The 6,188-nt window shown below is 60.6% G+C and carries 6 protein-coding genes; 2 read left to right on the top strand and 4 right to left on the bottom strand.

What is annotated here, in order from left to right:
* Nucleotides 1–158: 158 nt before the first annotated feature.
* From KW838_RS14020 to gpmI, 4 genes are all read right to left on the bottom strand, one after another.
* Complete coding sequence (locus tag KW838_RS14020; protein WP_218501357.1) at nt 159–935, bottom strand: divergent polysaccharide deacetylase family protein; 777 nt, start codon at nt 933–935, stop codon at nt 159–161.
* A 2-nt stretch (nt 936–937) separates the two neighbouring features.
* Nucleotides 938–2,254 carry a S41 family peptidase gene (locus KW838_RS14015; protein WP_102700274.1) on the bottom strand — a complete coding sequence of 439 codons (1,317 nt, stop codon included), beginning with the start codon at nt 2,252–2,254 and terminating at the stop codon, nt 938–940.
* A gap of 31 nt (nt 2,255–2,285) precedes the next feature.
* Entirely contained in the window at nt 2,286–3,581 is a 1,296-nt protein-coding gene (locus KW838_RS14010) for a murein hydrolase activator EnvC (protein ID WP_102700275.1), read from the bottom strand.
* Nucleotides 3,582–3,823: 242 nt separating this feature from the next.
* Nucleotides 3,824–5,353, bottom strand: coding sequence for a 2,3-bisphosphoglycerate-independent phosphoglycerate mutase (gene gpmI, locus KW838_RS14005; protein ID WP_218501356.1), 1,530 nt, complete (start codon nt 5,351–5,353; stop codon nt 3,824–3,826).
* A 153-nt stretch (nt 5,354–5,506) separates the two neighbouring features.
* On the opposite strand from gpmI, the gene KW838_RS14000 reads away from it, so the two are divergent.
* The gene (locus tag KW838_RS14000) at nt 5,507–5,920 is read left to right on the top strand and encodes a rhodanese-like domain-containing protein (RefSeq protein ID WP_015093082.1); all 414 of its coding nucleotides are present in this window, start codon (nt 5,507–5,509) and stop codon (nt 5,918–5,920) included.
* A 1-nt stretch (nt 5,921) separates the two neighbouring features.
* The gene (grxC, locus tag KW838_RS13995; RefSeq protein ID WP_007972741.1) at nt 5,922–6,176 is read left to right on the top strand and encodes a glutaredoxin 3; all 255 of its coding nucleotides are present in this window, start codon (nt 5,922–5,924) and stop codon (nt 6,174–6,176) included.
* The last annotated feature ends 12 nt before the right edge of the window (nt 6,177–6,188 follow it).

Here is a 6,188-nt window from a genome sequence, read left to right as displayed (position 1 = left end):
TCCAGCACCATGCTGGCGGCCTTGAGTTTGAACTCACTGGAATAAGATTTACGCATAGCCAAACACCTCAGATTTGGGCGCCATCATAGCGCCCGATTGAAGTGTCCAAAATCATTAGGCCAGTTCAAGCTCGCTCCCACAGGGGGCGCTGTGTAGCTCTAGCGGTACACCCCATCCTTCCCATGCGCCGCAGTCGCCCGATTACCGCGCACACTGATCATCTGCCGGACATCAATCCACTCAATGCCCTGAGCCTTCAGCTTCGGCAACTCCCGCTCCAGCACCGCGAGCGTCTGTGGATACGGATGCCCGATCATCACCGCCGAACCTTGCTTGCGCGCGAGGCTGATCGCTGTCTGCAACTGGCTGAAGATCGCGGCTTCGGTCCGTTCATCGTCGAGAAACACATCCCGCGAAACGCTGGCCAGACCCATTTTCTGCGCTTCGGCCGCGGCCACGGTCTGGGCGCTGGTGCGGCTGTCGACGAAGAATTTGTGCCGTCGTTGCAAGTCTGCCATCAACCAGGCCATGGCCGCGGGTTGTGCGGTCATGCGGCTGCCCATGTGATTGTTGATGCCGCTGGTGTAGGGGACCCTTTTGAACGCAGCGTTCAGGCGCTTTTCCAGCTCTTCGACAGGCAATTCGGGATGCCAGGCGAACGGTCCGGTGGCCGGATCCATGGGCATGTGCAGAATGACGATTTTTCCGGCGCGATGGGCTTCGCGGGCGAATTCGGTGGCGTGAGGTGTGTCGGGCATGATCGCCGTGGTCACCGGGCCGGGCAGGGCCAACACGCGGCGATCCCGGGGCAGGTTCTGCCCCAGGTCATCGATGATCAGCGTCAGGTAGGCTTTTTGCGGGGTAGTCGAGGCGGGCGTTGCGTGAACAACACCCGCCAGACAGCAAAGCAGACCGAGAATGTACCGCAGGCGCATCCTCAACGGCCGGACGTGATGCTCAGCCCTTTGAGCAGGCTCAGGGCCTGGGCCAGCTGGTAATCATCGTCCTGTGGCATCGGCTTGGCCTTGCTGGAGCCGGTCGGTTTGTCCGCACCGCCGTTGCCGTTGCCCAGGTGACCCTGCAAGTCGGCTTCCTTGAAGTAGTCGTTGTCCTGCTCGCTGGTGATCTTGGCCTTGCGCACTTCGATGTCCGGGACGATGCCCTGGGCCTGGATGGAGCGGCCGTTCGGCGTGTAATACAGCGCCGTGGTGATCTTCAATGCACGATCATTGTTCAGTGGCAGCACGGTTTGTACCGAGCCCTTGCCGAAACTGTTGGTGCCCATCACCACGGCGCGTTTCTGGTCCTGCAGGGCGCCGGCGACAATTTCCGAAGCCGAGGCGCTGCCGCCGTTGATCAGCACGACCATTGGCACGGCTTCGCTTTCGTCCTTGCCGGTGGCAGAGAAACGCAGCTCGGAGTTGGCGATGCGGCCCTTGGTGTAGACGATCAGGCCCTTGGTAATGAAGTGGTCGACCACTTCCACCGCCGCCTGCAACACGCCACCCGGGTTGTTGCGCAGATCGAGGATGATGCCCTTGAGCTTCTTGCCGTTCTCCTTGCGCAGCTTGGCCAGCGCCTTGGAAACCTCTTCACCGGTCTTGACCTGGAACTGGGTGATGCGGATGTAGCCGTAGCCCGATTCCAGCAGCTGGCTCTTCACGCTCTTCACCTGGATGACGGCGCGGGACAGGGTCACGTCGAACGGCGTGCCGCCGTCGCGCACCAGGGTCAGGGTGATTTTCTGGCCGATCTTGCCGCGCATCTTGTCGACGGCTTCGGTCATGCTCTGGCCGCGGGTGGGCTGGCCGTTGATCTTGACGATGAAGTCGCCGGCCTGAATGCCGGCCTTGGAAGCAGGAGTGTCGTCAATCGGCGACACTACCTTGATGAAGCCGTCTTCGGCGCCGACTTCGATGCCCAGGCCGCCGAATTCGCCGCTGGTGCTTTCCTGCAACTCGGCGAAATCTTCAGGGCCGAGGTAAGCCGAATGCGGGTCGAGGTTGCTGAGCATGCCCTTGATGGCGTTTTCCAGCAGGGTCTTGTCATCCACCGGTTCGACATAAGCGGCCTTGATCCGGTCCATCACCTCGGCAAAGGTGCGCAACTCATCCAGCGGCAGTGGCGCCTTGGTGGTCGCAGCAGTGCCCGCAGGCGCAACCGCCGGGGCCGGTTGAGCGGCAAACGCCAGAGGCGCGCCGATCACCAGGGCGATCGTCAGGGCCAGCGAGGTAAGGCGGGACAAATGCAGCATGTCTAACAAACTCCTGAATTAGGTATCGCGCTTATCCTTGCGCGCGGCACCATTGCGCCGGATCACTCGGGTGACCCTGCTGACGAATAGCAAAATACAGCGCTGGCGTGTCCTGCCCGCCACTGTTGCCGACAGTGGAGATGGACTCACCGGCTTTAACCACATCACCCGCAGACTTGAGCAGCGTCTGGTTGTGTCCATAAAGACTCAAAAAACCGTTGCCGTGGTCGAGGATCACCAGCAATCCGGCGCCTCGCAGCCAGTCGGCAAACACTACACGACCTCCATGCACCGCATGCACGGTGCTGCCGGCAGACGCGCCGATCATCACGCCATCCCACTTGGTCCGGGCATCGTCGCCACGGCTTTCACCGTAGCGCGCCAACAGTCGACCATCGACAGGCCAGGGAAGTTTGCCGCGGGTTGACGCAAACGGACCACCAAAGGTCTCGCCGGAACTGGAAACCAGTGCGCCAGGTGTCGATCTGACCGGTTTGCGTGGGGCGTCGTCGCCGGCATCTGCCTGCGCCTGGGCCTCACGTAAACGCTTTTTTTCGGCTTCCTGCTGGGCAATCAGCGCTTTTTGCCGCGCTTCTTCTGCCTCACGGGCCTGGCGGGCCAAGGTTTCTTCAATGGTTTTAAGGACTTTAGACAGGTCTGCCTGATCCTGCTCGCGCGCCGCCAGTTTCTGATCGCGAGCCTTTACGTCGTCATTGAGCTTGGCCAGGACTTGCTGGCGCTCCTTGCGGACTTTCTCGAGCTCGTCACGCTGGGTGTCGAGGCTGCTTTGCTGCACCAGCAGTTGCGCCTGCTGCATGGCGATGTCTTTCTCGACATTGGACAGTTGGCGCAGGGTTTCGTTGAAATTCTTCAGCTGCTCCAGGCGAGCCTGGCTCAGGTAGTCGTAATAGGTGAGGGTGCGGGCGAATCTTTCCGGATTCTGCTGGTTGAGCAGCAGCTTGAGGTATTCCTGACGACCGTTCTGGTAGGCCGCCCGGGCCTGAATGGCGATCAGTCGTTGCTGTTCAATGCGCGCGCTCTGGAGTTTTTTTTTCTCCGCATCGAGTCGCTGCAGCTCGGCTTCGCTTTTCTTCAGCTCTTTTTGCAGGGCATCGACCTGCTTCTCGAGCTTGCCCATTTCAGTTTCGGTGCCCTTGAGCTCTTTCTGCACGCCGGACTTTTCTTCCTGCAACTTGCCCAGCAGCTTCTTCAGCTCGGCAATGTCCTGACGCGTGGCGTCCAACTGTTGTTGGGTGTTTGCGCGCTCGTCAGCAAAGGCCGGTTGGAGCAGGCAAGTCAGAGCTAGGGCTATCAGGACGCGAAGCATAGGGGCGGGCGGCACCAGGGAAAGGGACGGCCTAGTATGCCCGCCATGGGCGGCAAAAAAAATGCCCATTTCTGACTGTGTGATGACTGGAGCGAAGTTGCCCCTGAAAACACCCCAAAACCAATGTGGGAGCGGGCTTGCTCGCGAAAGCGGTGTGTCTGGCAACATTGATGTCGACTGACACTCCGCTTTCGCGAGCAAGCCCGCTCCCACAGGGTATTTCGGTGTTCGGGATATCCCGGTTACACCAGAATCGAAGTCCCGGTCATTTCCGCCGGTTGCTCAAGGCCCAACAGCTTCAGCATGGTCGGCGCCACGTCCGCCAGCACGCCGCCTTCGCGGACCTTCAGGTCGCGCTTGCCGACATAGATGAATGGCACCGGCTCGGTGGTGTGCGCAGTGTGCGCCTGGCCGGTGGTTGCATCGGACATTTGCTCGACGTTGCCATGGTCAGCGGTGATCAAGGCTTCGCCGCCGACTTTTTCCAGGGCATCGACGATGCGGCCCACGCACAGGTCAAGGCATTCAACAGCCTTGACCGCCGCTTCGAACACGCCGCTGTGGCCGACCATGTCGCCGTTGGCGTAGTTGACCACGATCACGTCGTAGCGCTGGTTTTCGATGGCGTCGACGATGCGGTCGGTGACTTCCGGCGCACTCATTTCCGGTTGCAAGTCATAGGTGGCGACTTTCGGCGACGGAATCAGGATGCGTTCTTCGCCCGGGAACGGTTCTTCGCGGCCGCCGGAGAAAAAGAAGGTCACGTGGGCGTATTTTTCGGTTTCGGCGATGCGCAGCTGGGTCTTGCCATTTTTCGCCAGGTAGTCGCCCAGCACGTTTTCCAGGCTGCCGGCAGCGAAAGCCGACGGGGCAGGAATGCTGGCGGCGTATTGGGTCAGCATGACGAAACCGGCCAGTTTCGGCTGGCGGGTACGCTCGAACTCACTGAAATTGTCTTCGACGAACACGCGAGTCAGCTCGCGGGCGCGGTCGGCGCGGAAATTCATGAACACCACGGCATCGCCGTCTTCGACTTTTACCGGCTCGCCGATGGAGGTTGCCTTGACGAATTCGTCGCTCTCGCCGCGCTCGTAGGCTGCTTCCAGGCCTTCCTGGGCGGTGGCGGCGTTGAATTCGCCCTGGCCATCGACAATCAGGTTGTAGGCCTGGGAGACACGGTCCCAACGGTTGTCGCGGTCCATGGCGTAGTAACGGCCGATCAGGCTGGCGATTCGGCCTTTGCCCAGGGCCTGGAAAGTGGCGTCGAGCAGTTCGATCGAGGACTGCGCACTTTTTGGCGGCGTGTCACGGCCGTCGAGGAAGGCGTGCAGGTAGATGTTTTGAGCGCCGCGCTTGAAGGCCAGTTCGGCCATGGCGACCAGGTGGTCCTGGTGGCTGTGCACGCCGCCATCGGACAGCAGGCCCATGAAATGCACGGCTTTGCCGGCGGCGACGGCTTTGTCCACGGCCGCGCAGATGGTCGGGTTCTCGAAGAACTCGCCGTCGCGGATCGATTTGGTGACGCGAGTGAAGTCCTGATACACCACGCGACCGGCGCCGAGGTTCATGTGACCGACTTCGGAGTTGCCCATCTGGCCATCCGGAAGACCGACGTCCATGCCGCTGCCCGAGATCAGGCCGTTCGGCACGGTGGCCCACAGGCGGTCCAGTACAGGCTTCTTCGCCGCGAAAATGGCGTTGGATTCGGGGCTGTCACTGTGACCGAAGCCGTCGAGAATCATCAGGACCAAAGGTTTAGGCGTGGTAGTCATGGAATCCACTCGTGGCTGAGATAAAAAGGAGCAATGGAAAAGGGAGTGGCAGTTTAAAGCGAAGTTCCGGCCGCGTCACCGCCGGACGGGGTTTGGCCCACCATAGTGGCTGTGTATACTGGCCGACATTTTAACGCCCTGGAACCTCCTTCGATGGTTGCTAACCTGATTCAATTCGCCACTAACCACTACATTCTCGTCGGTATCTTCGTCGTACTGCTGGCGTTGCTGATTGCCTATCAAATGCAGGGCGGCGGCCGTAGCCTGAGCACTGGCGAACTGACCGGCCTGGTCAACAAGGACGCAGGCGTGGTGATCGACATTCGTCCAACCAAGGATTTCGCCGCCGGTCACATTGTCGGCGCGCTGAACATTCCTCAGGACAAACTGATCGCCCGCGTTGGCGAGCTGGAAAAGCACAAGGCCAAGACCATCATCCTGGTCGATGCCATGGGCCAGACCGCCGGCACTCACGCCCGCGAATTGATGAAATCCGGCTTCACCGCCGCCAAGCTGTCCGGCGGTATCTCCAGCTGGAAAGCCGACAATCTGCCGCTGGTGAAGTGATATGAGCAACGTCGTCGTCTATTCCAGCGATTACTGCCCTTACTGCTCGCGAGCCAAATACCTGCTCGAGAACAAAGGCGTGGCCTTCGAAGAGATCAAGGTCGATGGCAAGCCGCAGGTGCGCGCTGCGATGGCCCAGAAGGCCGGACGTACGTCCGTGCCGCAAATCTGGATCGGCAGCACCCACGTGGGCGGTTGTGATGATTTGTTCGCCCTGGAGCGCGCCGGCAAACTCGACGCGCTGCTCAGGGCCTGACGGCAATACCCC

Source organism: Pseudomonas sp. PDM27, from assembly GCF_019219205.1.
Classification (GTDB): domain Bacteria; phylum Pseudomonadota; class Gammaproteobacteria; order Pseudomonadales; family Pseudomonadaceae; genus Aquipseudomonas; species Aquipseudomonas laurylsulfatiphila.
The sequence above is the reverse complement of the archived record's forward strand: the minus strand, read 5'-3'. Positions and strand labels throughout refer to the sequence as shown.

Coding starts and splice junctions, on each gene's coding strand:
- KW838_RS14020 (WP_218501357.1), bottom strand. CDS start 935: ATGCGCCTGCGGTACATTCTCGGTCTGCTTTGCTGTCTGGCGGGTGTT.
- KW838_RS14015 (WP_102700274.1), bottom strand. CDS start 2,254: ATGCTGCATTTGTCCCGCCTTACCTCGCTGGCCCTGACGATCGCCCTG.
- KW838_RS14010 (WP_102700275.1), bottom strand. CDS start 3,581: ATGCTTCGCGTCCTGATAGCCCTAGCTCTGACTTGCCTGCTCCAACCG.
- gpmI (WP_218501356.1), bottom strand. CDS start 5,353: ATGACTACCACGCCTAAACCTTTGGTCCTGATGATTCTCGACGGCTTC.
- KW838_RS14000 (WP_015093082.1), top strand. CDS start 5,507: ATGGTTGCTAACCTGATTCAATTCGCCACTAACCACTACATTCTCGTC.
- grxC (WP_007972741.1), top strand. CDS start 5,922: ATGAGCAACGTCGTCGTCTATTCCAGCGATTACTGCCCTTACTGCTCG.